The 25,931-nt window shown below is 46.0% G+C and carries 18 protein-coding genes; 11 read left to right on the top strand and 7 right to left on the bottom strand.

The genetic code is table 11. The annotated features are described in order from the left end of the window. The first annotated feature begins 55 nt into the window (after positions 1 to 55). The 4 genes from HGH90_RS18325 (at position 56) to HGH90_RS18310 (ending at position 9,611) form a co-directional block, all read left to right on the top strand. Positions 56 to 3,148, top strand: a complete 3,093-nt coding sequence (locus HGH90_RS18325; protein ID WP_169191681.1) for a SusC/RagA family TonB-linked outer membrane protein — start codon at positions 56 to 58, stop codon at positions 3,146 to 3,148. Between the two features lie 28 nt (positions 3,149 to 3,176). Beyond that, a complete protein-coding gene (locus HGH90_RS18320) occupies positions 3,177 to 4,589 on the top strand; it encodes a RagB/SusD family nutrient uptake outer membrane protein (RefSeq protein WP_168766578.1) in 1,413 nt (470 codons plus the stop codon). A gap of 478 nt (positions 4,590 to 5,067) precedes the next feature. Further along, entirely contained in the window at positions 5,068 to 8,160 is a 3,093-nt protein-coding gene (locus HGH90_RS18315) for a SusC/RagA family TonB-linked outer membrane protein (protein ID WP_169191680.1), read from the top strand. Between the two features lie 11 nt (positions 8,161 to 8,171). Continuing rightward, positions 8,172 to 9,611, top strand: coding sequence for a SusD/RagB family nutrient-binding outer membrane lipoprotein (locus HGH90_RS18310; RefSeq protein ID WP_168766580.1), 1,440 nt, complete (start codon positions 8,172 to 8,174; stop codon positions 9,609 to 9,611). Between the two features lie 82 nt (positions 9,612 to 9,693). Here the strand turns inward: HGH90_RS18310 and HGH90_RS18305 are convergent, their stop codons facing one another. Next, positions 9,694 to 10,848: a TlpA disulfide reductase family protein gene (locus HGH90_RS18305; protein WP_211093095.1), complete on the bottom strand. Its 1,155-nt coding sequence runs from the start codon at positions 10,846 to 10,848 to the stop codon at positions 9,694 to 9,696. Positions 10,849 to 10,900: 52 nt separating this feature from the next. Next, positions 10,901 to 12,349 carry an Asp-tRNA(Asn)/Glu-tRNA(Gln) amidotransferase subunit GatB gene (gene gatB, locus HGH90_RS18300; protein WP_168766581.1) on the bottom strand — a complete coding sequence of 483 codons (1,449 nt, stop codon included), beginning with the start codon at positions 12,347 to 12,349 and terminating at the stop codon, positions 10,901 to 10,903. Positions 12,350 to 12,425: 76 nt separating this feature from the next. Between gatB and HGH90_RS18295 the strand changes: the two genes are divergently transcribed. Further along, complete coding sequence (locus HGH90_RS18295; RefSeq protein WP_262888594.1) at positions 12,426 to 13,841, top strand: aldehyde dehydrogenase; 1,416 nt, start codon at positions 12,426 to 12,428, stop codon at positions 13,839 to 13,841. Here the strand turns inward: HGH90_RS18295 and HGH90_RS18290 are convergent, their stop codons facing one another. Both HGH90_RS18290 and alaS read right to left on the bottom strand, forming a co-directional pair. Next, positions 13,842 to 14,864 (bottom strand): PDZ domain-containing protein, encoded by a 1,023-nt coding sequence (locus HGH90_RS18290; protein WP_169191679.1) that lies wholly within the window; start codon positions 14,862 to 14,864, stop codon positions 13,842 to 13,844. Between the two features lie 205 nt (positions 14,865 to 15,069). Then, complete coding sequence (gene alaS / locus HGH90_RS18285) at positions 15,070 to 17,688, bottom strand: alanine--tRNA ligase (protein ID WP_168766584.1); 2,619 nt, start codon at positions 17,686 to 17,688, stop codon at positions 15,070 to 15,072. A gap of 355 nt (positions 17,689 to 18,043) precedes the next feature. On the opposite strand from alaS, the gene HGH90_RS18280 reads away from it, so the two are divergent. The 3 genes from HGH90_RS18280 (at position 18,044) to HGH90_RS18270 (ending at position 20,209) form a co-directional block, all read left to right on the top strand. Next, positions 18,044 to 19,015 carry a M23 family metallopeptidase gene (locus HGH90_RS18280; protein WP_168766585.1) on the top strand — a complete coding sequence of 324 codons (972 nt, stop codon included), beginning with the start codon at positions 18,044 to 18,046 and terminating at the stop codon, positions 19,013 to 19,015. A 152-nt stretch (positions 19,016 to 19,167) separates the two neighbouring features. Next, on the top strand, positions 19,168 to 19,686 hold the full coding sequence (locus HGH90_RS31795) for a MerR family transcriptional regulator (protein WP_247680015.1): 519 nt from the start codon (positions 19,168 to 19,170) through the stop codon (positions 19,684 to 19,686). 10 nt (positions 19,687 to 19,696) lie between these two features. Then, a complete protein-coding gene (locus HGH90_RS18270) occupies positions 19,697 to 20,209 on the top strand; it encodes a thioredoxin domain-containing protein (RefSeq protein ID WP_168766586.1) in 513 nt (170 codons plus the stop codon). A 98-nt stretch (positions 20,210 to 20,307) separates the two neighbouring features. Here HGH90_RS18270 and HGH90_RS18265 read toward each other — a convergent pair whose 3' ends face one another. Beyond that, positions 20,308 to 21,411, bottom strand: coding sequence for a mechanosensitive ion channel family protein (locus HGH90_RS18265; protein ID WP_168766587.1), 1,104 nt, complete (start codon positions 21,409 to 21,411; stop codon positions 20,308 to 20,310). Between the two features lie 9 nt (positions 21,412 to 21,420). Beyond that, entirely contained in the window at positions 21,421 to 22,566 is a 1,146-nt protein-coding gene (locus HGH90_RS18260) for an amidohydrolase family protein (RefSeq protein WP_168766588.1), read from the bottom strand. Positions 22,567 to 22,665: 99 nt separating this feature from the next. On the opposite strand from HGH90_RS18260, the gene prfA reads away from it, so the two are divergent. The 3 genes from prfA to HGH90_RS18245 all read left to right on the top strand — a co-directional run bounded on the left by prfA (position 22,666) and on the right by HGH90_RS18245 (position 25,397). Continuing rightward, positions 22,666 to 23,730: a peptide chain release factor 1 gene (gene prfA, locus HGH90_RS18255; protein ID WP_145662923.1), complete on the top strand. Its 1,065-nt coding sequence runs from the start codon at positions 22,666 to 22,668 to the stop codon at positions 23,728 to 23,730. A 181-nt stretch (positions 23,731 to 23,911) separates the two neighbouring features. Then, positions 23,912 to 24,490 carry a hypothetical protein gene (locus HGH90_RS18250; RefSeq protein ID WP_168766589.1) on the top strand — a complete coding sequence of 193 codons (579 nt, stop codon included), beginning with the start codon at positions 23,912 to 23,914 and terminating at the stop codon, positions 24,488 to 24,490. 223 nt (positions 24,491 to 24,713) lie between these two features. Continuing rightward, on the top strand, positions 24,714 to 25,397 hold the full coding sequence (locus HGH90_RS18245) for an OmpA family protein (RefSeq protein WP_248277031.1): 684 nt from the start codon (positions 24,714 to 24,716) through the stop codon (positions 25,395 to 25,397). A 63-nt stretch (positions 25,398 to 25,460) separates the two neighbouring features. Here the strand turns inward: HGH90_RS18245 and HGH90_RS18240 are convergent, their stop codons facing one another. After that, a complete protein-coding gene (locus tag HGH90_RS18240) occupies positions 25,461 to 25,853 on the bottom strand; it encodes a VanZ family protein (protein ID WP_168766590.1) in 393 nt (130 codons plus the stop codon). Between the last annotated feature and the right edge of the window lie 78 nt (positions 25,854 to 25,931).

Genomic DNA, 25,931 nt, shown 5'->3' with positions numbered 1-25,931 from the left:
GTGCCTTGATAACGATTATTATTTTTTAAGGTAAGGAAACAACAAAATCATGCTTATGAGGAAAGTTTTATTTCTCCTCTTGTCCGTGCTATTTCTGGGCGGGCAGGTCTTTGCGCAAAGTCGCACTGTAACAGGGAGAGTTACTGATGCCAATGATGGCTCAGCTATTCCTGGTGCCAACGTTCAAATTAAAGGCACCTCCAAAGGAACCAGTACGAATCCGGAAGGTTCCTTCTCTATCCAGGTAGACGCCAATGCTACCCTGATCGTATCCTTTATCGGCTTTGAAGCCAAAGAAGTTCCAGTAGGTAGCGCCGCTACCCTGAACGTAAAACTGAAAACAGATTCAAAGAGTCTGGAAGAAGTAGTTGTAACCGGCTACACTATTGAAAAGAAGGTGAATTCAACGATTGCTTCCACTTCTATCGCCGGTGCTAAAATTAACAACGTTGCCTTACCTGACGTAAACCAGATGCTCCAGGGTAATGCACCCGGAGTAGCGGTATCTACCAACTCCGGTCAGCCAGGTGCTAAAACAGAAGTACGTATCCGCGGTATCGGATCTATTTCTGCCAGCAATAGCCCGTTGTATGTAGTAGATGGGGTAGTCATCTCTACTGGTGACTTCACCCAGAACACTCCTACCCAAGATGTAATTGCCAACCTGAACCCTGCCGACATCGAAAACGTAACTGTACTGAAAGATGCATCTGCAACTGCGTTGTACGGTTCCCGCGGTTCCAACGGGGTGATCGTTATCACCACCAAAACCGGAAAAAAAGGGCAAAATAGGATTAACTTCAACGCCAAGTACGGTTTCCAGAACCTGGCACATGGCATTGATATGATGAACTCCAGCGAATTGCTGGCTTATCAGCGCGAAGCAATGAGAAATGCTACCAAGAAAGATGGTACCCCCACTTTCACGGAAGCAGATATCCTGGCTAACCGCCCAGATAAACTGACCAACATCAATACCAACTGGATGAAAGAAGCTTTCCGCACTGGTAAAACCCAGTCCTACGGCATCAACGCCAGTGGTGGAAACGACAAAACCCAGTACTATGCTTCCGGCGACTACTTCAAACAGCAAGGTATCCTGATCGGTTCTGACTTTAGTCGCTACAGTGGCCGTTTGAACGTAGATCACAAATTCAACGATGAGTTCGACCTGAGCGTAAAAGTAAATGGTTCCTATACAGATCAGAGAAGTGCGAGCGGTGGTAACTCCTACTCTTCCCCACTGATGGGCGCATTGTCTAACGTACCGTATATCCCTTCCCGTGATATAGCCGGTAACCCTTATAACGGTTATACTGCTGGTCAGCCGGGTTCTACTACCTGGGATGGGTTTGCAGGTATTCCGTCCAGCTACGTTCCTATTATTCGTGGCGGTAACTTCCTGAGCACTGTAGATAAGAACTATAACAAGTCTAATAACACCCAGACAGTTTTCAATGCTGCATTGGGATATAACATTATCGACGGTTTACGCTTCGTGGTAAAAGGTAACGCTGAGTTAACCAATATCCGCGAAAAGCAGTGGACTGCACCCGATTCTTACGATGGTCGTAATTATGGTGGCTACCTGTATAACGTTAACTCTAACATCGCGTTGTACACTACCCAGCAATTGCTGACCTATAACTTCAGCATTGGTAAAGATCATAACTTCCGTTTACTGGCTGGTAATGAATATTCTTACCAAACCCGTGTATGGAGCCTCGCTGCAAAGAATGGCTTCCCTAACGGTCAGGCACAGGTGCCAGATGCCGGCGCTAAGTATTTCGACATGGGTGGTGATGAAACTTCCTATGCGTTCCAGGGTATCCTGGCGAAAGCGGATTATGACTATAAATCAAAATATTTCCTGAGCGGTAGCTTCAGAAGAGATGGTTCTTCCCGTTTCCCGCAAGACAACCGTTTCGGTAATTTCTACTCTGTAGGCGCTGCATGGCGTATTTCAGAAGAAGAGTTTACTAAGAACATCTCCTGGCTGAGCGACCTGAAACTGCGTTCCAGCTATGGTATTATGGGTAACGCTGAAGGTTTGGGCGACTATCCTTATCAGCCACTGTACAGCCTGAAAGGTGTATATGCCGACGGTTCTGTTGCTTTCCAGAAACAACCTGCCAACACGGCGCTGAGCTGGGAAAAACAAAACCTGTTTGACGTAGGCCTGGACATTAGTGTGCTGAAAAAACGTTTATACGCTGCCGTAGGTTACTACGACAAACGCTCTTCTGCGTTGCTGATGCAATTGCCACTGTCTATGACCAGCGGTTTTGACGTAATGAACATGAACGTAGGTAAGATGCTGAACCAGGGCTTTGAAGTAACTATCGGTGGTATTCCGGTAGCTACCAAGAACTTCCAGTGGACTTCCGACCTGAACTTCGCTACCCTCCGCAACCGCGTGCTGTCGTTGGGTGGACAACAGTTTATTCCATCCGGTTCCCGTCAGAGAATTGAAGTAGGCATGCCTTTCGGTTCCTGGTACATGCCGGTATGGGCAGGCGTAGATCCTCAGACAGGCGCCGCTACCTGGGTAGGTGCTGATGGTAAACCTACTGCTGATTACAATTCAGCTGTAAGAAAATACGTTGGTCAGGCACTGCCTAAGATCACCGGTGGTTTTACCAACAAATTCAACTATAAAGACTTCGATCTGTCTTTATTCATCACCTTCAGCGCAGGTAACAAAGCCTATAACTACAACCGCTCATTCCTGGAAAGCGATGGTAACAATACTACCGGTAACCAGGCCAAAGACGCTGGCAGCCACTGGCAGAAACCAGGTGATATTGCCGACAGACCTAAAATTATCTGGGGTAATGGTACCAACTCCAATGCTTCTTCTACCCGTTACCTGGAAGATATCTCCTATGTTAGGTTGAGAAACGTGACTTTCGGTTACAACCTTCCTAAAAACGTGGTGAGCAGAATGCATATGCAGGGATTAAGAGTATACGCACAGGCAGAAAACTTGTTTACGCTGACTGGCTATAAAGGATGGGATCCGGATATGAACACCAACCCACTTTCTCCGACCAGCACAGCCTCTACAGCTACTACCAATGCGGGTACTGATTTTTACCGTTATCCTACTTCACGGGTGATCACATTTGGTATTAGTGTAGGACTGTAATGAAGTAAAACAAAAACTTTAGTCAATTATGAAATATTCAAAACTCTCCATATTCGCAGTGGCTGCAGCGGGCTTGTTTTCCGCCTGCACCAAGCTGGATCAGAATCCACAGTCATCCTTAAATGGAAATGACGCGGTAACAGAAGGGAATGCACGTATTCTCGCCAACGGTATCTATACCCGTATGGAAGAACAGGAATACTATGGCCGCGATTTTCTGATTGTTACTGACTTAGGTGGTAATGACATGAAAATAACTTCGCAGAACTCCAACCGTTTCATCACGGAGTTTCAGATGAACTATACGCCCTTGCTGGCGCCACAAACCAATACTTTCCTGAACGCTTACCGCGTAGTAAACCAGGCGAATGTATTGATCGATAAACTGCCAGAAACCGCCACTACTGCCACCATTAAGGGAGAAGCTTACTTCCTCCGTGCACTGGCAGATTTTGACCTGGCTAGAAGATATACCAGGCCCTATACCAATGTGGATGCTAAGGTAAATGAACCTAACAGTGGTATCACCCTGGTAACAAAGGCTACAGATGTACCTGCTACTTTCAAACCCGGACGTAGTACATTGGCGGAAACTTATGCAGCTATTATCGCTGATCTGAAAGTAGCCCAGCAGAAAGCACCGGATGGTCTTACTACAGATGCTAAAGCCAATGTTTTCAATGCTACCAAAGACGCTGCTACAGCATTATTGAGCCGCGCCTATCTCTACAAAGGTGACTGGCAGCTGGCTATTGATGAAGCCAGTAAACTGATTAACAGTAACAAATATGCTTTATACGCACCTACGGAAGTAGCAAATACTTTCAATGCAGATGCTGCTGGTAGCGAGGATATTTTTTCCCTGCGTTTCCTGACACCTAATGGAAGAGGCTCTAACAACTTCGGTTATATGTACGTTCCTTCTAAACTGGGTGGCTATGGAGATATCAGGTTGACCGATGCGTTTATGGCTTTACTGGATCCCAATGATGTACGTAAAGGCTTTACCCAAACGCTCGACGGTAGCAATTACCTGATGAAGTTTTCCGGTAATAAAGCGCAGGGACAAGTTGGTTTGGTAAATGTTAAGGTGCTGAGAATCAGTGAAGTACTGCTGAACCGCGCAGAGGCTTATGCTGAATTGGGCAACCTGCAGCAAGCGACCGACGATGTAAACATGCTCCGTGCTAAACGTGGTCTGGATCCATTTACCGATGTTAACAACATCAAAGCTGAAATTGCTAAACAAAGAAGGATTGAACTGGTAGGCGAAGGTTTTGCAATGACAGACCTGTTCCGCAAGAACGGCGAACGTAATATCGCTGATGCCAATGCGCTGAGCACCCGGAAAACCGGTCCTACCGATTTCCGCGTTGCATTCCCGATTCCGCAGGCTGAAATGGATGCGAATCCAAATATGGTGCAGAATCCAAAATACTAACGGACCTAACTATTAAAAACCATGGAAAGGCGTCCCGGTTATCGGGGCGCTTTTTTTATTTTTTACCTCTCACTAGATAAGTTTAATAACGCACTTGCCAACAAAATATTGATTGGAGCCCTGCTCCCCAAAAAACATTTAAATAATTCCGATAATACTAATATTAGCATATTTTAGCAGGGAAAAGTTAAACGAAATGTGAATCATCACATTTTTTAAGAGGCTGTAGATAAGGTTTTTTTGAATTTTCTATATTGCAGCAGTTTAATTACTAATAGCAACCATTATTTCGTGTATAGTATAAGAAGGGGTCGCAGACAAATGCAGGATAAATCGGGCACAAATATGAGGATGCACACGCGGTTTTATGTGTGACATACAAACAAGTAGAATTACCGGAAATAAACAAACAGCGCTATGATCATTTTGATCTCCCTGGTTTTAATTGCTGTCAAATATTTACAAATCAATATTGCTTATGAAAAGAGGACTACTCTTATGGTTACTTGTAACCGTTAGTGTTGTAGGCGCCTATGCACAAACAAAATTAATCACAGGTAAGGTTACAGACGCAAAAGATGGATCAGGATTGCCGGGGGTATCCATCGGCATTAAAGGAAGTGGAAAAGGAGCGCTGACAGCCAACGACGGGTCCTATAGACTGGAGATTTCCGAAACAGGGCATCCGGTCCTGGTTTTTTCTTTTATTGGCTACACAGCCCAGGAAGTGGCCGTAGGAGCAGAAAGCACTATTGATGTGGCATTAGGAGTGAATAAGAAAGATCTGGGTGAAGTAGTGGTAACGGCTTTGGGAATCAGGCGCGAAAAACGCACCCTGGGTTATGCCACACAGGAGGTAAAAGGAGAGGACATTGTGCAGTCGAAAGAAGCCAGCTTTCTGAATGGTTTGCAGGGAAAAGTAGCTGGTGTACAGATCAGCGCTACCAGCGGAGCCCCGGGCGCCGGCACCAAAGTAATTATTCGCGGAGGCGCCTCCCTGAGAGGAAATAACCAGCCGCTATTTGTACTGGATGGAGTGCCCATCAGTAATGATCAGCTGCGTGCCGGCGATGACGATCCCCTGTATGTTGGCGGCACTACTCCCAACCGGGGAATAGATATAGACCCTAATATCATTGAATCGGTAAACATATTAAGAGGCGCCTCTGCCACAGCATTATACGGCTCGAGGGCCGCAGGAGGAGCCATCATTATCACGACTAAAAATGGCGCCGGCAGAAGATCCAAAGGATTGAATGTAATAGTAGGTTCCAGCATCAACATCGACAAAGCCATTTTACCTGAGTTTCAGCAAAACTGGGCCCAGGGCGATGGTGGAAAGTATTACGATGGCCTGAATGCGAAAACGCCGCTATCCTGGGGGCCACGCATGGATACCTTTAATGTGAACGGACAGCCATTACCCAAATACGACCCGCGTAAAATGTTTTTTAAAACCGGTACCACCTGGGACAACAGCGTAAGTCTTAGCGGTATGACAGATAAATCGAGTTACCTCCTTTCCTACACTTCCCTGCGACAGGAAGGGGTTACCAGGAACGCCGATTACTACCGAAACGCCCTGTACGCCAATTTTTCCAGCCATCTCACCGAAAAACTGGTGGTGAATACCAGCCTTAATTATATTGATTCGCGTAATGACCGCCTGCTGGAAGGAAATGGAGGCGCGGGTACCACTACTTACTTGTCTACCCTTTATAGTGCCCCCATCAGTTATAACCTGCTACCCTATACGAACCCGGATGGCAGCCAGCGTATGTATAAAGACAATAAAAACAGTCCCTTCTGGATTGCCGACCGCACAGGATTGCGGTTGAATGTGCACCGTTTTATACCAACAGTAAGCCTGGTATACACACCGCTGAACTGGTTAACACTTACTGAACAGCTTGGTGCCGATGTATATACCGATAACCGCACTTTTCACGAAGCCAAAGGCTCGTTGGGTACCGCCTATCCCAACGGTCGCGTGTTCGACGAAGTAATAAATAATACGCAAATCAATCATGATTTTTATGCGACTGCACACAAAACGTGGAATAAATTTGATCTGACAGTGATGGCAGGTAATAACATTATTTCAGAACATTATACCGACCTGCTGACCAAAGGAATAGGACTGTCGGTAGATAATCTCTATGATATTGCCAACAGTGAAACAATCACCACCACGGAAAATTACTACGATAGAAGAAGGGTAAGCATTTACGGACAAGCGGTATTGGAATATAACAAGATGTTTTATGTTACCGTAACCGGTAGAAATGACTGGTCGTCTGCCTTGCGGGCGGGACATAACTCTTATTTTTACCCATCTGTAACCGGCGCTTTTGTGTTCTCTGAATTGTCTGCATTAAAAAGTAGTAAAACGTTATCCTTCGGAAAGCTCAGAGTAGCTTATACTGCGGTGGGTAATGATGCTGCGCCTTATCAGACAGATACCAAATTCTACAAAACAAAAATCCAGGATGGATTTGGCTTGCAGATTATACCGCCTGTAAATGGCGCCAGTGCCTTCTCCAGCCGTAACATACTGGGAAACCCCAACCTTGAGCCAGAGCGCCTGAAAGAATTTGAAGCAGGGCTGGAAACAAAATGGTTCGATAACCGCATTGGCCTGGAAGCCAGCTGGTATAGCAAGGTAAGCACTAACCTGATTTATGAAACCAGCGTTTCTGCAGGAAGCGGGTATACTACCGCCATTGTAAATGCAGGAAAGCTAACAAATAAAGGGATTGAACTAACGTTAACGGCTACCCCAGTACGTGCCAAAGATTTTAACTGGAACCTGATGCTGAACTACTCCCGTAACAGGAGTGAAATTGTACGGTTATCGCCGGGGGTAACCGCTATACAGATAGGGGGGTATACTGCCCCTGGTATATTCCTGGAAGCGGGGCAGCCTTATGGCACTATTAAAGGATCGCGCTGGAAAAGGAACGCCGACGGGCAGCAACTGGTAACGGACAATGGCTATCCTATCTTAGATCAGGGTACGGCTTTTAACATCGGCAATATTCAGCCCGACTGGCTGGGTGGATTCACCAATACTTTTTCCTATAAGGGTATAGATCTTTCTGCTACACTCGATGCACGTATTGGTGGGCAGCTGGTGAATTTCGACGAATACTATTCTGTGTATTATGGCACCAGTAATATTACGGCAAACCGCGACGGCTCTACGATCATTAAAGGGGTAAGAGCCAGCGATGGAAAAGAAAATACTACGGCTATCAAAACAAATCAGCAGTACTACCAGGGGATGTGGGTATATGCCAACGAAAACCTGATACAGGATGCGTCTTTTATTAAGTTGAGAAATGTAACGCTGGCTTATCACCTGATGCCGAAATTATTAAAACGTACGCCATTTAGAGCCGCCATGGTATCTATTGCCGGACGTAATTTGTGGATACACCATGACAAGAGCTTTACCGGCTCCGATCCGGAGTTGGGTACTTATGGCGTGGGCAGCAACGCAGGTGGTTTTTATCATTACGTAACGCCCAGTACCCGTTCCTTTAATGCAACAATGAAGTTCACTTTCTAAACCTGGTAACGATGAAAAAGAGAATAGTAATGACGGCTGTCGCCGGATGTATGCTGATAGCGGGAGCCGGGTGTAAGAAATTCCTGGACGTAAACTCAGACCCGGCCGGAGCCTCCAAAGTAGATGACAGACTGCTGCTGACCTCTGTTCAATTGAACGATGCCTTTAATATTGCTGGTGGTTATCCTGCCAGGACTGCCGCTTTCTGGACGCAACAATTGGCTTACAACCTGGGCGCCCCGGATTGGGATTCCTATAGGGTAACGGCCACAGATGTAGACATCACCTGGGCATTTGATCTGTATCCTGCCTGCCTGAAAAATCTTAAAATACTGGAAACACAGGCCGCCGCGGCAGGACACACGCACTATGAAGGCGTAGCCAAAGTAATGATTGCTTATAACCTGGCTATTGCTACCGATTTGTGGAATGACGTGCCTTATTCAGACGGATTACAGGGGTTCAATAATCTCAAGCCAAAATATGATACGCAGGAGAGCATTTACCAGTCTATTTTTACTTTACTGGATGATGGTATAAAACTGATGAAAGGTCCGGATAACAGTATTGTACAGCCAGATGCCAAAGATCTTTTCTATGGTACGCAGCCAGACCAGATGGGTAGCTGGGTGAAATTTGCCTATTTTCTAAAAGCGCGCTATGCGCTTCGCTTATGCTATGCTCCCGGAAAGGATGTCAAAACACAGGCGCAGTTGGCCCTCGATGCTGCAGCACAGAGCTTTACAGATGCCACTGCCAATCCCGGTGTAAAGTTCAGCAGCACTGCTGGCAACAACGCACCCTGGTTCCAGTTTCTCACATTCTGGGGTAATACCTATATGTCATCTACCCTTGTAGACTTGCTAAAATCTAAATCAGATCCCCGACTGCCGGTAATTGCAGCCGTAGCGCCAGCAACCGGTCAGTATAAAGGAAGAATAATAGGTAGTAGTCCGAACGGAAAGTTGAATGGGAAAGATACTGTTTCTAAAGTAGGTAGCTTTTTTAACCGGCCCGATCAATCTGTATATTTAGGTACGTACGATGAGTTACTGTTTATCCAGGCGGAAGCTACCTACCTGGTTAGCGGAACCGCCGCAGCACAGCCAGTCTTCATAACGGCCGTAAACGCAGCAATGAGCAGGCTGGGATTGAACCCTGCGAGCGCTGAGGTGAGTGCATATATTGCCGCCCATTGTACATTGACAGATGCTACCGCATATGAAACTATTATGACGGAGAAGTACGTGTCCAATTTCCTTTCATTGGAATCGTATAATGACTGGAGGAGAACAAATTTTCCGAAGTTGAAAGTAGTATTGAATCCTTACCAGGGGCTTACTTCTATCCCCCGGCGTTTTGTATACCCGTCTTCTGAAAATGCGACCAACAAACAGCCGCAGCAGCCAGGATTGCTTACCGACAGGGTTTGGTGGGATACGCAACGTTAAGAGTGGCCATTTTATTTATAGCAGATATGTATAAAAAAAGCTCACCTGGACACAGGTGAGCTTTTTTTATATAGCGGATTATTTATTTCAGTACTTCCCGGAGTTTGGCTTCCAGTGCGGGGCCCCGCAGATTAGCTGCGATGATTTTTCCCTGTGGATCCAGTAAGAAATTGGTAGGGATAGCGTTGATACCATATAAAGGCACTACTGCTGAATCCCAGAATTTAAGATCACTTACATGGTTCCAGGCCAGGCCATCGTCTTTAATAGCCTGTTGCCATTTGTCTTTGGTTTTATCCAATGAAACGCCCAGGATCGTGAAATTCTTTCCTTTGAATTGTTGATACGCTTTTACCACGTTCGGGTTTTCCTGGCGGCAGGGACCACACCAGCTGGCCCAGAAATCAACGAGTACATATTTACCACGGAATGAACTCAGGCTGATCATTTTGCCGGAGGGATCGGGTAATGAAAAATCAGGCGCTACCTGGCCAACTTTTACCGCGCTGCTGGGTTCTTCCCCACCGGCTGCATCACCGCCGCTTCCCTGGGATTTTTCCAGTTCCGCAATTTTATCAGTCATACTTTTTACCAGCGTATTTTTAGGAAAGCGTTTTGTGAGATTGGTGAGCACTTGTTTGTGTGCAATAATTTCTTCTCCGCTTCTTACCTGGCTGATTGCAAATACGGCGTTAGCGGGGTTTTTAGTTTTGTCGGCCATCAGGAAGAAACCTTCTTCAAAGTCTTTCTGTTTCTTCTGCATAGCTGTCACTTGTGGCTGGAAAACGCTGTCTGGAACGCTTCCATGGAGACTATCCAGTTTACGCATTTCTTCGGTAAGCCCGATAGATTCTTTGCTGATGGTAGTCATAAAGCTCTGTAGTTCGGATGTTGCTTCAGAGCCACTGATTTTTACATCATCCAGTTTATCTGCATCTCCATCTATCTTCATATCGCCGGCATCCAGTGCCAGCAATAAAAATTTGCCGTTGTCGAAGCGAATGCGGTATAATCCCTGTTCAGCCACCATGCCTTTCAGCGTAAATTTACCGCTGGCATCTTTTACGCTGGTGGAATCCACTACTTTCACGTTGTCCAGGGTCAGTTCTTCCAATACCACTGGTCCTAACGGAAGGTTATTAAGATGTCCGTCTATTTTAAATTCACCTTTTTCAGTTTGTTGGGCACATCCTGCAAGGAAAACACCTGCGGAAATCCATAATAAGTATTTTTTCATGCTATTGTTTTTTGAACATTCATCAAACCTACATTCCTCAAGATAGGATAAATTATCCTTTTAGTTTTTCTGCCAGTAATTCGTTGGTTAAGCGGGGATCTGCCTTGCCTTTGGATAGTTTCATTACTTCTCCTACAAACAGCGACATTAATCCTTTTTTTCCTGCTTTAAAGGCGGCTACCTTGTCGGGGTATTTCGCCAGTACTTCGTCAATAATGGGAGAGATATTATCGGCATTATTATCTTGCAGTAAATTCAACCTGGTGGCTATTTCCAGCGGGTCGGCCGGTGCCTGTATCATTTCCGGTAATATCCTGGAGGAAGCAATGGAGAAGCTCACCTTGCCTGCGTCGGTAAGACTAATGAGCGATGCCAGTGCAGCAGGTGTTACCGGGAATCCGCCTATTTCCACGGCATTTTCATTGAGCCAGGACTTTACGGGGCCAAGCATCCAGTTGGCAGCTGCTTTATATTGGGAAGTAACGGCAATAAGGCTTTCGTAGTAGTCGGCGGTAGATTTATCGTCGCAAATTACACGGGCGTCATATTCGGGCAGGCCAAATTCGGTGGTGTATTTGCGGATCAGTTCTTCCGGCAGGGCAGGCAGCGTGGCCTTTATGCTGTCAATAAATTCGTCTGTTAGTTTAAATGGCGCCAGGTCGGGTTCCGGGAAATAGCGGTAATCATTGGCTTCTTCTTTGGAGCGGAGCGAAAAAGAGCTGCCGTTAGATGCGTCGAAGCTACGGGTTTCCTGTACCAGGGTGCCACCGGCTTCAATCAGGTCTATCTGTCTTTTTACCTCGTTGTCTATCGCCCTTTTTACGTTGCGGATAGAGTTCATATTTTTTACTTCTACCTTGGTTCCCAGGGTAGTAGCTCCTTTTAAACGTACGGAGATGTTGGCATCACAGCGCATGCTGCCTTCTTCCATATTACCATCACAAACGCCCAGATAACGTACCAGGCGGCGCATTTCGGTGAGGTAGGCATAGGCTTCGTCGCTGCTATGGATGTCTGGTTCGGTAACAATTTCTACCAGGGGAACGCCCGCACGGTTCAAGTCTACATAGCTGTAGTCAGGGTCCTGGTCATGCAGTAGTTTACCGGCATCTTCTTCCAGGTGAATGCGATTCAGCTGTATATTCCGGCTGCCGGCATCGGTTACAATGCTGATATAGCCTCCTTTACAGATGGGGGCCGTATGCTGTGATACCTGGTAGCCTTTGGGTAGATCCGGGTAGAAGTAATTCTTCCGGGCGAAATAATTCTCTTTTTCAATTTCGCAATGGCAGGCCAGGCCCAGTTTAATGGCATATTCAGCCGCTTTACGGTTCATCCGGGGCAGGGTGCCCGGGTGTGCCATGGTAATAGGACTGATATGGGTATTAGGAGCGCCGCCAAAGGCCGCGCTGTCGCTACAAAACAATTTACTGTCGGTAAGCAGCTGGGCGTGCACTTCCAGCCCGATCACTGTTTCATATTTGCTGTATATATCGCTCATATTCCGTACTGATTGCCACAAATATATTCAAATAATACCGTGATTTCAGGCTATTTGGTGCCAATAAATCCCTAAATTGAGATACACATCATCTATAAAAAAATTCCCTATGATCAGCAAGGCCCAGATTACCCAGCTTTATCAGGCACAACAGGTTTATTTCGATACGGGTGTTACCCTGCCTTATGCCTTTCGCAGAGCGCAGCTGAAGCGACTGAAAAAGGGTATCCAAAAGTTTGAGGATAAAATTACGGCAGCCCTGAAGGCCGATTTGCATAAACATCCTGTTGAATCTTACGGGAGTGAAATAGGTTTTTTATATGAAGAAATCAATTATATACTTGAGGGGCTGAAACTATGGATGGAACCGGAAGTAGTGACATCCCCCTTCGTCACCTATCCCAGCAGCAGCCGGGTGTATAAGCAGCCATTAGGGCTCACCCTGATAATAGGCCCCTGGAATTATCCGTTTATGCTGCTGATCAGCCCTTTGCTGGGAGCTATTGCGGGCGGTAACTGTGCCATCATCAAACCGTCTGAAATGGCGCCACATACGGCCCAGGTGGTGAAAGAACTGATTGCAGATACTTTTGAACCCGCGTATGTGACCGTGGTGGAAGGCGATGGCCAGGAAGTGATTCCTATGTTGATGAGTTGCCGTTTTGACCACGTATTCTTTACGGGTAGTATACCGGTAGGAAAAAAAATTATGGAAATGGCGGTACCACATCTGACGCCCGTTACCCTGGAGCTGGGGGGGAAATCGCCCTGCGTGGTGGATGAAAAAGTGAATATAACGGTAGCGGCTAAACGTATTGTTTGGGGTAAGTTCTGGAATGCCGGCCAAACCTGTGTGGCGCCCGATTACTTATTGGTACATCAGCGGGTAAAAGAGGAGCTGGTAGCGGCCATGAAAGCAGCCATTGTAGAATTTTTTGGAGATAATCCTGCCAGCAGTGGCGACTATGCCCGGATGATCAATACGCGGCGATTTGATACAGTAGCTGCCTACCTGGAAGAAGGCCATATTGTACATGGCGGGCAAAAAGACCGGGATAACCTGTATATCGCTCCTACCCTGCTGGAAGATGTGGAATGGTCGGATCCGGTGATGCAGGAGGAAATATTTGGCCCGGTATTGCCCATACTCACTTATACTGACCTGTTACAGGCTATACAGGCTATAAAACAACTGCCCTATCCGCTGGCCCTCTATGTTTTTACGAAGAGTAAAAAAACAGAAAGGATGCTGATAGAGCAGGTGCGCTTTGGCGGTGGCTGTGTTAACAATGCCCTGGTACATCTCACTAACCCTGAACTGCCTTTTGGGGGTGCCGGTTATAGTGGTATGGGCCGTTACCATGGTAAATACAGCTTCGATACCTTTACCCATCAGAAAGGAATGTTGAAAACCGGTACCTGGCTGGATGTGCCCATGAAATACCCACCGTTTAAAAATAAACTGAAATTAATGAAGATGGTGATGAAATAGCTATAAGTCAGCCTTGTTCAGTTTCTTCGGTACTTTAACGGTTAAGGAAGTAGCGCTGTTATTTCTCTTTACAGTGGCGGTAAACTGGCCCTTTTCCAGGTTGTCGCGGTAAGTTGCGGAAAGATCGGCTACATTTTTTACAGGTGTGCCGGCCAGTTCTGTTACGATGTCGTTTTTCTGAAACCCTGCCTTGGCAGCTGCCGATCCTGGTGCAATATCTATTACCACCGCGCCTTCATCGTTTTCGGTATCCTGTACCTGCAATCCCAGCTTTTCCCCTTCTTCTGCCTGGTGATGCCAGCCATAGCCAAATGGCTGGCCTCCGCGTGGATATGGAGACGGGAAGCTAAAGCTGCGGGGCATATTTCTTGGAGGGAGATTGTTCCAACCCTCACCGGTGCCCAGGTCTTTCCTGGCTTCCAGCTTTACAATAACGCTTTTCGGCTTTCCATCACGTATATACGTGATGGTTATTTCATCTGATGGTGCATGCTTACCGATGGCTTCATACAATTCGGCTGGTTCGTTTATTTTATCGGGACCTACTGCGGTGATAATATCCCCGGGTTTAATGCCGGATTTGTCGGCAGGAGTCCCTTTGGCAACAGATTTTACGGTAACACCGGTAGCCGCTTTTTTCTCCGTAATCACTCCCAGCATGGCTTTATTGACAGGCAATGGCATTTCATCGCCGCCACTGTTATCATCGTTAAACAGGCTGAAGTTATCGCGTGGGTTGTCGCTGTCGAAGCTTAATGTATTGCCGTTGCGCGGGGTAATTTTCCTGCGGAAAACAGATAGGTTAGGATCGTTGTATTGATCAATCTTTTCCCCGTTTACCAGGATGTCGCCTTTTTTGATTTCTACTGTTACCTTTCCATCTTTGTCACTTTTGTGTTTGATGACAATTTCATCAAACTCGCCCATCTGGTCTTTGGAAGGCGTCTGGGATTGCGCAGATACCGCGCTCATGGTGAAGCAGGAAAAGCCTGCCAATGTGAGGATTTGCAGTAACCTGGTCATGGTATTTAAACGTTTTTTGTTGACTAAATTTAAACTAATGCAACAAATTTAAAGGGTGAGGAAGGAAAGAAAAAGTTAAAATGGAGCAGAAGGCTGAAAGTATAAAGCGAAAAGCTATTGTGGAGAATAATCTTAGCGGATATTTAAAACTCGCTTTGGTCATTCTCCACAATAGCTTTTCGCTTTATACTTTCAGTTTTTCGCTTTAAGAAATCGCTTTCTTCACTGCTGATATCACCTGGTCCAGCTTATCGGTTTCTTGTCCGCCGGCTGTAGCGAAGGTTTTTTGGCCTCCGCCGCCACCTTTAATCAGGGGAGCTATCTGTTCTTTGATGATTTTAGGTGCTTCCCATCCTTTGGCAGCTACCAGTTTTTCATCGATGGAAAGCGCGATACTGGCTTTACCACCAATGTTGGCAACAAATAGCAGTACATGATCAGGGATTTCATTTTTCAGCTGGAAGGACAATTGCTTTAATCCTTCTGCATTGCTGACATTCACCACCTGACCAAGGAAATTAACGCCATTGATTTGTTCCGCCTGGTTACGCAGGCTGGCTGCCAGGGCGCGTACTTTCTCCTGTTCCATGGCTTCCAGCTGCTTTTCCAGCACAGCTTTGTCTTGCAACAGGGTTTCTACGGACTTTACAATTTCCTTCGGGTTTTTCAGCGCGGCTTTAATTTCTTTCAACTGCTGCAGTTGTTCGTTCACAAAAGCCTCTGCTTTAGCGCCCGTAACCGCTTCTACGCGACGAACGCCTGCGGCTACTGCAGCTTCCGATACAAATTTAAACTGGCCCAGTTCGCCGGTTGAGCTGATGTGGGTGCCACCGCACAATTCTACACTATAGGCAGGATCTATAATTACTACGCGTACCACATCACCATATTTTTCGCCAAACAAGGCCATGGCGCCAAGCTTTAGCGCTTCTTCCTTAGGCAGCTCGCGGATCACTACCGGGATGTTTTCGCGGATTTTTTCATTCACAATCGCTTCTATCTGTGCCAGTTCTTCGTCCGTTACTTTGGCGAAGTGGGAGAAGTCGAAGCGCAATGCGTCTGCATTTACCAGGGATCCTTTCTGGGCAACATGTGTACCCAGCACTTTACGTAGAGCGGCATGCAGCAAGTGCGTAGCGGAGTGATGACGCTCGGTATTGTGGCGTTTATCCTTTGCTACCACTGCTTTTACGGCTGCAGCTGGTTCCGCAGGCAGTTTATCTGCAAAGTGTATTGTCAGGTTATTTTCCTTTTTGGTATCGGTTACGTGCACTATTTCGTCCCCAAAATGTAGCACACCGGTGTCACCTACCTGTCCGCCGCTTTCAGCGTAGAATGGTGTTTGACCCAGCACCAGCTGGAACTGCTCTTTACCTTTTGCTTTTACGGTACGGTATTTCAGCAGTTTGGTATTGCTTTCCAGTTGTTCGTAGCCTACAAAAACAGAGTTGGGAGTTTCGTCCAGGATAACCCAGTCGCCCATATCTAATTCGGTAGCAGCACGGGAGCGGTCTTTCTGTTCTTTCATGGCCGCTTCAAATCCTTTTTCATCTACGGAGAAACCTTTTTCTGCAGCGATAAGGCTGGTCAGGTCATAAGGGAAACCGTAGGTGTCGTATAATTCAAAGGCAGTTTTACCATCTACAGCCTTAACTGTGGCGTGTTGAAGGAAGTCTTCAATCCGGCGTATACCGCTTTCTAGGGTACGCAGGAAGTTATTTTCTTCTTCAAATACTACTTTCTTCACAAAGTCTACCTGTTGCTGTAATTCAGGGAACACATGTGAAAACTGTGCAGCTAATACAGGTACCAGATCATGCAGCAGTGGTTTTTTTACATCCAGGAAGGAATAGTAATAACGTACAGCTCTGCGCAGGATACGGCGAATAACATAGCCTGCGCCGGTATTGGACGGTAGTTGTCCGTCTGCTATCGTAAAGGAGATAGCACGGATATGGTCAGCTATTACGCGGAAAGCCACATCCTTTTTATCGTCGGTGCCTGTATATTTTTTACCACTGAGTCCTTCCGTAGTATGGATAGTGCCCATAAACAGGTCGGTGTCATAGTTGGATGTTTTGCCCTGTAATACTCTTACTAAACGTTCGAGGCCCATACCGGTATCCACATGTTGTGCCGGCAGTGATTCGAGGGACTTATCTTTCAGGCGGTTGAACTGCATGAATACGTTGTTCCATATTTCAATCACCTGTGGGTGATCCGCATTCACGAGCGTTTTACCATCTACTTTTTTTCTTTCTTCATCGGGGCGGCAGTCTACGTGAATTTCGGAACAAGGGCCGCAAGGACCGGTATCTCCCATTTCCCAGAAGTTATCCTTTTTGTTACCCAGCAGAATACGGTCTTCTGCGATATGCTCTTTCCAGAAATTATACGCTTCCTCGTCTTTTGGCAGATTTTCGTTTGCATCTCCCTGAAAAACAGTTACATAGAGTTTGTTTTTCGGGATTTTATATACTTCTGTCAGTAATTCCCAGCTCCAGGCAATGGCTTCCTTCTTAAAATAGTCGCCAAAGCTCCAGTTGCCAAGCATTTCAAACATGGTATGGTGGTAAGTATCAATACCTACTTCTTCCAGGTCGTTGTGCTTGCCGCTTACCCGCAGACACTTTTGTGTATCGACCACTCTTTTGTGGGGAGGCACCCGGTTTCCAAGGAAATAATCCTTAAACTGGTTCATACCCGCATTGGTGAACATCAGCGTGGGGTCGTTTTTAATAACGATCGGTGCTGAGGGCACTATCTGGTGTCCTTTGGAGGCAAAAAAGTCCAGGAATTGCTGTCTTATTTCAGATGCTGTCATAAATATTGATACAAATTAATATGTATTTTATATCTTATAAGGGCGATTTGACCCGCTTTGGGCTTGTTACTGTGTTTCAAGCCCTTATAAAGTAGTTAGAAAATTGACATTCAAAAGGTTGATGTTTTAATCTAATTACAGTAGGTTTGTGCGCCTTATTTTCCCGCCGTGTTAAAGGGAGTGCAAAAATATTGAAACCTGTATGATTATGCAAAACAGGTTATGTAACCCGGCAAAAATAGTTGGGTGGGGAAAAAATGCCAACGAGAATAACATCCGGATGTTTGTCACCCATGAAATAAATCTGCTGTCATAGCGTTCACTGCACTATGGCGCATAAAGTATACCCTGGTGCATGAAGAAGGTTAAATATTTTTATAATACCCAAACATTAAAATATGAAAAGCTCGTAGTATCACTGCGGGTAAAGATCCTCCGGATATTGGGATTTGTGTCTGCAGCTATTGTTACCGGCGCTATCTTCCTCTCCATCGCTTACCGGGTGGTCGACTCTCCCAAAGAAAAGTCCTTACGGGGCGACCTGGAAGGGATGAGGGAAAAGTACGAAGCCTTACAGGGCCGTATGAAAGAAATGAAAGGCAAATTGGCCGAACTGGAGGACAGGGACAATGAAATTTACCGGGTCATCTTCGAAGCCTCTCCTATTCCGGATAGTGCCCGTATGGGTAAAATTAAGCGCGATGAAGAAGCTGCCCAGCTGCAATCCTTTGCCAGCAGCGAAATTATTGCCTCTACATCGGTATTGCTGAAAGAATTGACCAACCGCGTTAAAGCCCAGGAAGCCTCCTACAACGAAATCGATAAAATGGTGAAGAACAAGCAGCAGATGCTGGCCTCTATTCCCGCCATTCAACCGGTATCCAATAAAGATCTTAAGCATATTGCCTCCGGTTTCGGTTATCGTATAGATCCAATCTATAAAACCATGAAATATCATGCGGGACTGGATTTTGCAGCGCCCAGCGGCACGGCTATCTATGCTACGGGCGATGGCGTGGTGGAAGACGCCAGCCTGAGTGACGTAGGATATGGCAACCACGTGATAATACGTCATGGCTATGGTTATAAAACCCTCTATGGTCACATGCTGCGCATGAAAGTAAAGGCCGGCCAGGCAGTAAAGCGTGGTGATGTATTGGGCTGGGTAGGTAGTACCGGTAAATCTACCGGTCCCCACTGCCACTATGAGGTGATGAAAAATGGGGAAAAAGTGGATCCTGTATACTTCTTCTTTAATGATCTTACTCCCGAGCAGTTTGACCGCATGCTCAAGATGGCCAGGTCCGGCAACCAGTCCTTTGACTAGTATTTCCGGTAACAGGCTTTCATTTTTAAGCAGTTATAAATCCCCGTCAGCTGGTCCCGGCCAAAAAACAAGTGACAAAAAAGGTAAAGCTTACCACGAAAAGCTTAACTTCATCTTCGTAAAAGATATTTGTCACCTCGTTTTTTACTCCGATGCACCAGCTAGATCTTTTTTCGACATCTGGAATACCGCATCCCACAGGAGCAGCGGTAACAGTGCCAGCTAAAGTAAAAGTTAAGGCAAAAAGCAAAAAAGCTACCGCGGTTTCCGACATAGTCGGGAAAAAACGGGGTCGTAAATCACTGAAAGAGCTATCGGAGGACCCGGATCTGATTATGGAACTGGATAAATTAATACTAGATAAGCAGTATTATTCGATCAGTGAGGTTGCAGCCATGTTTAAGGTGAATACTTCGCTTATCCGCTATTGGGAAAATGAATTTGATATACTGCAACCCAAAAAGAACCGGAAAGGCGATCGTCTTTTCCGACAGGAAGATATTCAGCATCTCAAACTAATTTATCACCTGTTGCGGGAAAGAAAATATACCATCGAAGGAGCCAAGCAAAAACTGAAGGAAGATCACAAGCTGGCAGCCCGTAATTTCGAAATGGTACAAGCTTTGCTGAAGGTACGGGGTTTCTTAACGGAACTGAAAGATCAATTATAAAAACATCATTATGCGTTTGAAAACATTACTCCTGGGTGGCAGCCTGCTTTTCTCCACGCTGGCCTGGGCACAGAATGACAATGACAAGGTACTGAAAGGTAAGATAGATATGAAGACATTAATGAATGATCCTGGTACCACCTGGTTCTATAAAGGTGTCAACAGCTATGAACCCAATGACAATATGCTCAATTATATTAAAGCCAATCGCAGCGGCTTCAATATGGTAGTGGTAATGGGCACCTGGGATCAGACCAGCCGCGAAGTAGTTCCTGCGCTCTATAAAGTGATGATTACCGGTGGCAGCCCCGATGAACAGGTAGTGATGTTTGGCGCCGATCAGAAACTGCAGTCCGATGCACCGGTAGATTACAAAGTGAAGAAACTGCCTACCATCATCATCTTTAAGGATGGCAAAGAGGAAGGCCGGATAGTAGGCGCTCCTAAAGAATCTGTAGAAGCTGATATCTCCCGCATTCTGTTAAGCAGCAGCAAGAAAGAAAAAGATAAAGATAAGGAGTAAGCGCATAGTCAATGCTATAGTTGCAGATATTATTTAAAGCGGATGGGCGTTATGTTGTTCTGAAAACAACGTAACGCCCATCCGCTTTTAGCAATTATTTATTTTCGTTCGTCCAGGATCGTTACATTGGTGGAAGTAGTGGGTAATTTAATGTCCCGGGTTCCCAGCAGTTTAATGATCGACAGGTTAATACTCTCCCTTAGTGCAGCATAGCGGTTGCCGTCGATGATATAGGTATTGAAAATAATCTGGATCACGTAAGTATCTTTTGTAAAATCATGGAGGTTGACGGTAAAGCCTTCCAGTACGTTAGCCTCGTTTTTTAAAAGTTGCCGTACATCTTGCAGAAATAATAGCAGATTTTCTGCCGGCGTGTCGGTGCCAAATTCCATTTTGAGCGCCACCCGTTGCTGGGTGCGGAGCGACAGGTTGTCCAGGATACTGTCTACCATCTTTTTATTAGGTACGGTGACAAACGTTTTTTCCAGAGTCCGGATGCGGGTACTACGCAGTCCTATCTTTTCTACAGATCCCTGGTAGGTATCTACCTTAACGCTATCGCCTACGCGGAAAGGCTTATCGAAAAAGATGATAAAGGAGCCTATCAGGTTTTCAATACTTTCTTTGGCAGCAAGGGCAAGGGCTGCAGCACCTATACCCAAACCCGCGATAATCTTTTCTACCAGCCCGCTACCAAACAAAATGCGCACAAAGGCAATGGCGCCCATAATGAAGACAATAGCTTTGAAGAAATCCCGGAAGAAAACAATAAACTGGTTGTCGGTTTTGTCTTCTGTGAGATCGGCCTTTTTTTCCAATACCAGGGCCACAAAGTCGATCAACCGCAATACAATCCAGATAACGCTCATGCTCAGCGCCAGCTCCAGCAGGGTATCTGTCACATTCTGCAGAGTCACTTTACCATATACATGAACGTTCAGTAAACGCGGAAAAGTAAACCGGTCGATCGTGAGCATAAAGGTGATCAGCAGCAGGAAATATTCCAGTGGTCTTAACAGTAGGCTAACAAAGTCTTTTTCATCGATTTGTGGCGACCAGTGCTTCACCAGCCTGAAAAGGATGGCGGCGAGTCCTTTGGATACATATCGTTTTACGATGAATACAAACAATAAAACACCGATCAGCACGAGATAGTCCCGGATGGTGTTGTCTAAAAATACTTCGTTCAAAAAGTCATTCATAAGTTACAGCTAAATTATTCTACTGCTTTCCTGGTTAATCAATATCACACCTGGTTTGGTACCGGTGTTGAAACTACCATAAGTATCCTGGATGTTCAGGGCCTTTGCGCCGTTAAAAGTAGCCCATTGCAGGATTTCTTCCAACGGAATTTCCGGGAAATAGTGACGGATGGTTTTTATTTCTTCCCAAATGGATAGCCGGTGGTTGGAAGCCAGGCTGTCGGTGCCCAGCGTAATGGGGCATTGCAGGCGACGGAACAGCGGAAGGTCCGGTAGCCGGTCTTCTATATACAGGTTGGCTTGAGGACATAAACACCACCAGGTTTCCACGGGTTGTTGCTGTGCAAAGCGTATGTCCTCTTCCGTAGTAAAGGTGTTGTGCACCAGTAATATTTTATTTTGGGAGAAGTGAGAAAGCCAGGCTTCCAGGCTGTTGGTCCCGGTAGGCTGGAACCTGCTTACATCCATGCCAAAATGTTGATAAAAACGGAGAAAATCGCCCGTTTTGTGCCGGAATAATTCATTTTCCGCTGCTGTTTCCTGGTTGTGGATGGTCACCGGGGTATTGCCCGGGGTATTGCCCAGCAGGCCAAATAGCGTTTGGCTAACGGAATAGGGAGCATGTGGTACAATAGAGCAATGATGATGGCTGCCATTGATTTCCCGGAAGGAAGCCAATATATTCAGGCTATACTGGTATCGGTCTTGGGCGCCGGCATCGGCTACGCCCATACATTCAACGAAGGAATGGTAGTACATTCTGCCCTGTTGTTTTTTTACGAGGGTGGCGGTTCCATTGCAAATGTCTCCCACGGCGGAAATGCCGGCATCCCACATTTCCTGTTCGGCCTTATCGATAGCCACGTTAATGTCGCCGGTATATTGGTTGCGGGATTGCATTACCTGGGTCAGAAAGGCTGGGAGGCCGGTTTTTTCCGGGATAACGCCTTTCATATGTGATAATTCCAGGTGGCAATGGGTATTTACAAATCCCGGGCACAAAATACCATCCAGTTCCTGTACGCCGTCTCCGGCATCTGATGCCGCTACAATGCCCGCTACTACGCCGTTTTCATGGAGCAGCAGTACATTGTTGGGGCCCAGCAGCCGGGTACCATTAAATATATCCTTTCCTTTTAATTTGATCTGTTTCAATTACCTGCTGTTTAATTAAGTTAATGGTGTTAATTTTGCAACCCGATTGGCAGTATCACTTCCCGGTTTGGGGAGGCTACTCAAAAGTCAAATATAATTATGATAGACAAACTGGAAGCTATAAAAGGTCGTTTCGAGCAGGTATCGCTGGCGCTTACCAACCCGGAAGTGGTGAGTGATAACAAGAAGTTTGGTCAGCTCAGCAAGGAATACCGGCAGCTGGAGAAGATCGTGAAGGCATATGATGCCTACCGTAAATTACTGGATAATATTGCCTTCAACAAGGAGGTGCTGGACAGCGGCGATGAGGAAATGCGCGAGCTGGCTAAGGCCGAAACGGAAGAATTACAGGAGCAAAAGGGTGCTGCTGAAGAGGAAATCCGTAATCTGTTGATTCCTAAAGACCCGCAGGATGAAAAGAATGCTATTCTTGAAATCCGGGCAGGTACTGGTGGCGATGAGGCCAGTCTCTTTGCGGGAGACTTGTTCCGTATGTACCTCCGTTTTTGTGAGCTGAAGGGCTGGTCGACCAGTTTGCTGAGTGAAAACCCCGGTTCTGCCGGTGGTTACAAGGAAATTGTGATGGAAGTAAGCGGCGACGATGTATATGGCACCCTGAAATTTGAATCCGGTGTACACCGTGTACAACGAGTACCTGCTACAGAAGCCTCGGGCCGTGTGCATACTTCTGCTGCCACCGTAGCGGTGTTGCCGGAGGCAGAAGAGGTGGATGTAGATGTAAGAGAGGCAGATATTAAGATGGATACCTTCCGTTCTTCTGGTGCGGGTGGTCAGCACGTAAATAAAACCGAATCGGCAGTGAGGCTTACGCACATACCTACCGGTGTGGTGGTAGAGTGCCAGGAAGGCCGTAGCCAGCACTCCAACCGTGAAATTGCAATGAAAATGCTGCGTACCCGTATCTATGAAGCGGCGGTACGTAAGCACGAGGATGCTATTGCTTCACAGCGTAAGAGTCTGGTGTCTACGGGCGACCGTTCTGCCAAAATACGGACCTATAATTATCCCCAGGGACGTGTAACTGATCACCGTATTGGTATGACGGTATATAACATGGATGCGTTTATGAATGGCGACATCAAAGAAATGATTGATGCCCTGCAGTTTGCAGAAAATGCTGAAAAGCTGAAACAAGGCAACTAATCGGCCGTTATAGGTAATTGATAGTAGTATTGCGGAAAGGTAGCCGGAGAATAATCTGTTGTTATCTTTCCGCAATCTCGTTTTAAATTTCCCAAAATATCCTACATTTAGTTTAGTACTCTTGAATAGCAAGGGTATAGCACTAAAAGCAAACCTTTACTTCCCTAAAAAATCATCTCCAATGTTAGAGCAATTAATGGACCTGGTCCGTGAACATGCACAGGGTGCTGTGGTGAATAACCCTGCTGTTCCTAATGAACAAAATGAAGCGGTAATTGGCGCTGCCACTGAATCCATTGCTTCAGGTTTACAACAGGAGCTGGCCAATGGCAACACCGAAGGAGTATTGTCGTTACTCAGCGGAAATGGTGGTGAAACTGCCAGCAACCCGGTGGTAGGCAATATTTCCAATAATCTGGTGGGCACCCTGTTGGAAAAATTCAACCTGGATAAGGGCGCGGCTACACAGCTGGCTGCCAGTCTTATTCCTACAGTACTTGGTTCACTGGTACACAAAACCAATGATCCTTCCAACAGCAGCTTTAGCCTGGATGGCATCCTGAACTCGCTCACGGGAGGTTCTGCACAGGGTATTAACCTGCAAGGCATACTGGGTAAGCTGTCGGGTGGTTTAGACACCAACGGCGACGGACAGGTTAATCTGGAAGATTTAAAGGGAGTATTGTCTAACGGGGCGCAACAACAGCAGGCGAATGCCGGCGGTGGTTTTGGCGGATTATTAAAAAATCTGTTAGGTTGATCCTTTTTGATGGTAGAGTTGTTACTATTCTGCAACAATATCGGTATATATATTGTCAATCATATATATTATCGATATTTGTCTTGTTTTCGTTGAGTATACTTGTTTGATAACCAATATGCTGCATAAATTAAATTAAATTGGCAGCATATTTGTTTACAGGATTTTCAATTAGTTTTGTCAACGGAATTAATGCTTAAAAACCTTCATGTTTAAAATTATTATGATGAAAAAAATCAATGTTCTGGTAGCTTTGGTCCTATCTGTAACCATGTTGTTCAGTTGTAAAACCTGGCAGGGCATGGACAATACCAAGAAAGGCGCTGCCATTGGCGTAGGTGGTGGAGCTGCCGCTGGTGCTGTAATTGGTAAAGTAGCCGGTAATACCGCATTAGGAGCTATTATTGGTGCTGCTTTAGGTGGTGCAGGTGGTGCTTTGATTGGTAAGAAGATGGACAAGCAGGCACAGGAAATTAAGACAGAAGTGCCAAATGCAACCGTAGAGCGTGTGGGTGAAGGTATTAACGTGACATTTGATGCCGGAGTATTATTTGGTTTCGACAAATCTGATCTGTCAGCTGTAGCACAGGACAATATCAAACAACTGGCTACCATCCTGAATAAGTATCCTGATACTTACGTTCGTGTGGAAGGTCATACTGACGATAAAGGTACAGATGCGTATAACATGGGTTTATCTGAAAGAAGAACCAACAGTGTAATTGCGTATCTGAAACAACAGGGCATTGCAGCTAATCGTATCCAGGGCTTCTGGTATGGTAAATCTCAACCTAAAGTTCCAAACGATTCAGATGCTAACCGCGCTATCAACCGTCGTTGTGAGTTCTCCATCTTTGCGAACGACAAGATGAAGAATGATGCGAAGAAAGAAGCTGGTCAGCAATAATATAAGCATATTTATTTCTCATAAGCAGATATAATCCCCTTCCGCCTCAGCGGGAGGGGTTTTTTATTTATGCCTGCCGGAGAAAAACAGGTGTCTTACAATTTTAAATACCCATATGCCGGCGATAGCGCCAAGGGTATCGGCCACAACATCATATATATCGAAGCTACGGCCAATGGCCCAGTACTTCTGTATAAACTCAATCGCCAGTCCGTAAGCGGCTGCAATGATAACTAACATGATAAGGGTGGCAGGTGATATATATCTTTTCTGCTGGTAGATACCCAGGCTCAGGAATAATACCACACCACCAAACAGGCCGAAATGGACGATTTTGTCGAAATGTACTTTTTCGAAAAATGAGTTAGTGGGAATATCGTTTCCCGGAAGGGTACATACAATGAGGATCAGGATGATCCATACGGTAGCTGGCAGGTAGTATTTCAAAAGTTTCATGGAGCAATGTTATTCGCTATGCAGTAAAAAGGACAACAGGCCGGTCGTCATAACGAGGCCTGTTGTCCTTACTATATA

Origin of the sequence: Chitinophaga sp. Ak27 (genome assembly GCF_012726295.1) — a bacterium.
Classification (GTDB): domain Bacteria; phylum Bacteroidota; class Bacteroidia; order Chitinophagales; family Chitinophagaceae; genus Chitinophaga.
The sequence above is the reverse complement of the archived record's forward strand: the minus strand, read 5'-3'. Positions and strand labels throughout refer to the sequence as shown.

Coding starts and splice junctions, on each gene's coding strand:
- HGH90_RS31795 (WP_247680015.1), top strand. CDS start 19,168: ATGCACCAGCTAGATCTTTTTTCGACATCTGGAATACCGCATCCCACA.
- HGH90_RS18270 (WP_168766586.1), top strand. CDS start 19,697: ATGCGTTTGAAAACATTACTCCTGGGTGGCAGCCTGCTTTTCTCCACG.
- HGH90_RS18240 (WP_168766590.1), bottom strand. CDS start 25,853: ATGAAACTTTTGAAATACTACCTGCCAGCTACCGTATGGATCATCCTG.
- HGH90_RS18305 (WP_211093095.1), bottom strand. CDS start 10,848: ATGAAAAAATACTTATTATGGATTTCCGCAGGTGTTTTCCTTGCAGGA.
- HGH90_RS18265 (WP_168766587.1), bottom strand. CDS start 21,411: ATGAATGACTTTTTGAACGAAGTATTTTTAGACAACACCATCCGGGAC.
- alaS (WP_168766584.1), bottom strand. CDS start 17,688: ATGACAGCATCTGAAATAAGACAGCAATTCCTGGACTTTTTTGCCTCC.
- HGH90_RS18310 (WP_168766580.1), top strand. CDS start 8,172: ATGAAAAAGAGAATAGTAATGACGGCTGTCGCCGGATGTATGCTGATA.
- gatB (WP_168766581.1), bottom strand. CDS start 12,349: ATGAGCGATATATACAGCAAATATGAAACAGTGATCGGGCTGGAAGTG.
- prfA (WP_145662923.1), top strand. CDS start 22,666: ATGATAGACAAACTGGAAGCTATAAAAGGTCGTTTCGAGCAGGTATCG.
- HGH90_RS18325 (WP_169191681.1), top strand. CDS start 56: ATGAGGAAAGTTTTATTTCTCCTCTTGTCCGTGCTATTTCTGGGCGGG.
- HGH90_RS18315 (WP_169191680.1), top strand. CDS start 5,068: ATGAAAAGAGGACTACTCTTATGGTTACTTGTAACCGTTAGTGTTGTA.
- HGH90_RS18280 (WP_168766585.1), top strand. CDS start 18,044: ATGAAGAAGGTTAAATATTTTTATAATACCCAAACATTAAAATATGAA.
- HGH90_RS18245 (WP_248277031.1), top strand. CDS start 24,714: ATGATGAAAAAAATCAATGTTCTGGTAGCTTTGGTCCTATCTGTAACC.
- HGH90_RS18250 (WP_168766589.1), top strand. CDS start 23,912: ATGTTAGAGCAATTAATGGACCTGGTCCGTGAACATGCACAGGGTGCT.
- HGH90_RS18290 (WP_169191679.1), bottom strand. CDS start 14,864: ATGACCAGGTTACTGCAAATCCTCACATTGGCAGGCTTTTCCTGCTTC.
- HGH90_RS18320 (WP_168766578.1), top strand. CDS start 3,177: ATGAAATATTCAAAACTCTCCATATTCGCAGTGGCTGCAGCGGGCTTG.